The sequence below is a fragment of the Streptomyces sp. DH12 genome (assembly GCF_020873895.1).
GTDB lineage: Bacteria > Actinomycetota > Actinomycetes > Streptomycetales > Streptomycetaceae > Streptomyces.
Map to the genome: position 1 here is coordinate 1 of NZ_JAHWGT010000149.1, position 902 is coordinate 902.

Sequence of the window (902 nt, forward strand, 5' to 3'; positions counted from 1 at the left end):
GTTCATCACCGGCGCGTCCAGCGGTCTCGGCCACGCACTGGCCCAGCATGTGCTGGAACGGGGGCACCGGGTCGTCGCCACGGCGCCGGTGGTCGCTCCCACGGCCGGCTTGGCGGACCGCCACCCTCATGAGTGCCTGGTCCTTCAGCTCGACGTCACGGACGGCCGCCGGTGCGCCGACGCCGTGCGGGAGGCCGAGGAGTGGTCCGGCGGCATCGACGTCCTGGTCAACAACGCGGGTATCGACTTCATCGGTGCTCTCGAGGAACAGCAGGAATCGGATTACCGCGCGGTCTTCGAGGTCAACTTCTTCGGGGCCGTGACACTCACCCGGGCGGTGCTGCCCGCGATGCGCGCGCGTCGCCGCGGGACCATCGTGAACATCTCGTCCATGGACGGGCTGGCGAGTCTGCCCGGGAACGGCTTCCACTCCGCGAGCAAGTTCGCCCTGGAGGGGTTCACCGAGGCCCTGTGGCAGGAGGTCGAGCCGTTGGGGCTGCGAGCGCTGCTGATCCAGCCGGGCTCCTTCCGGACGGGAATCGAGACCCGCACGCGCGCTTCCGGGGCACCGATCAGTGATTACGCGGTCACCGCGGGAGCCTTCCGGGCCATCATGAACAAGGTGACTCCCGACATGTTCCCGGGTGATCCGGCCAGGGGGGCGGCGGTGATCTTCGACGAAGCCCTGTCCCCCACGCCCCGGCACTGGGTGGTCCTGGGGAGTGACGCCCAGCGCAGGATCGGCGTCAAACTCGACCAGTTGCGTGCCGAGTACGAGGCCGGGAAGGACGTTGCACTCAGCACCGACTTTCCCGGGAGCGGTGAGTACGCGATGCTGTGAACACGTCGGAGAGGTCCGCTCGACAGTCCCGCCGGGTAAACCGCTGGTCGGGGTCGAGCAG

Annotated in this window: 1 protein-coding gene; it reads left to right on the forward strand. The window is 68.7% G+C overall.

Annotation, left to right across the window (positions count from 1 at the left end; translation table 11 throughout):
* Window positions 1-841 (forward strand): SDR family NAD(P)-dependent oxidoreductase (locus LPA54_RS33120; protein WP_228984443.1); only part of this gene is annotated, 841 nt, incomplete at its 5' end.
* Between the last annotated feature and the right edge of the window lie 61 nt (window positions 842-902).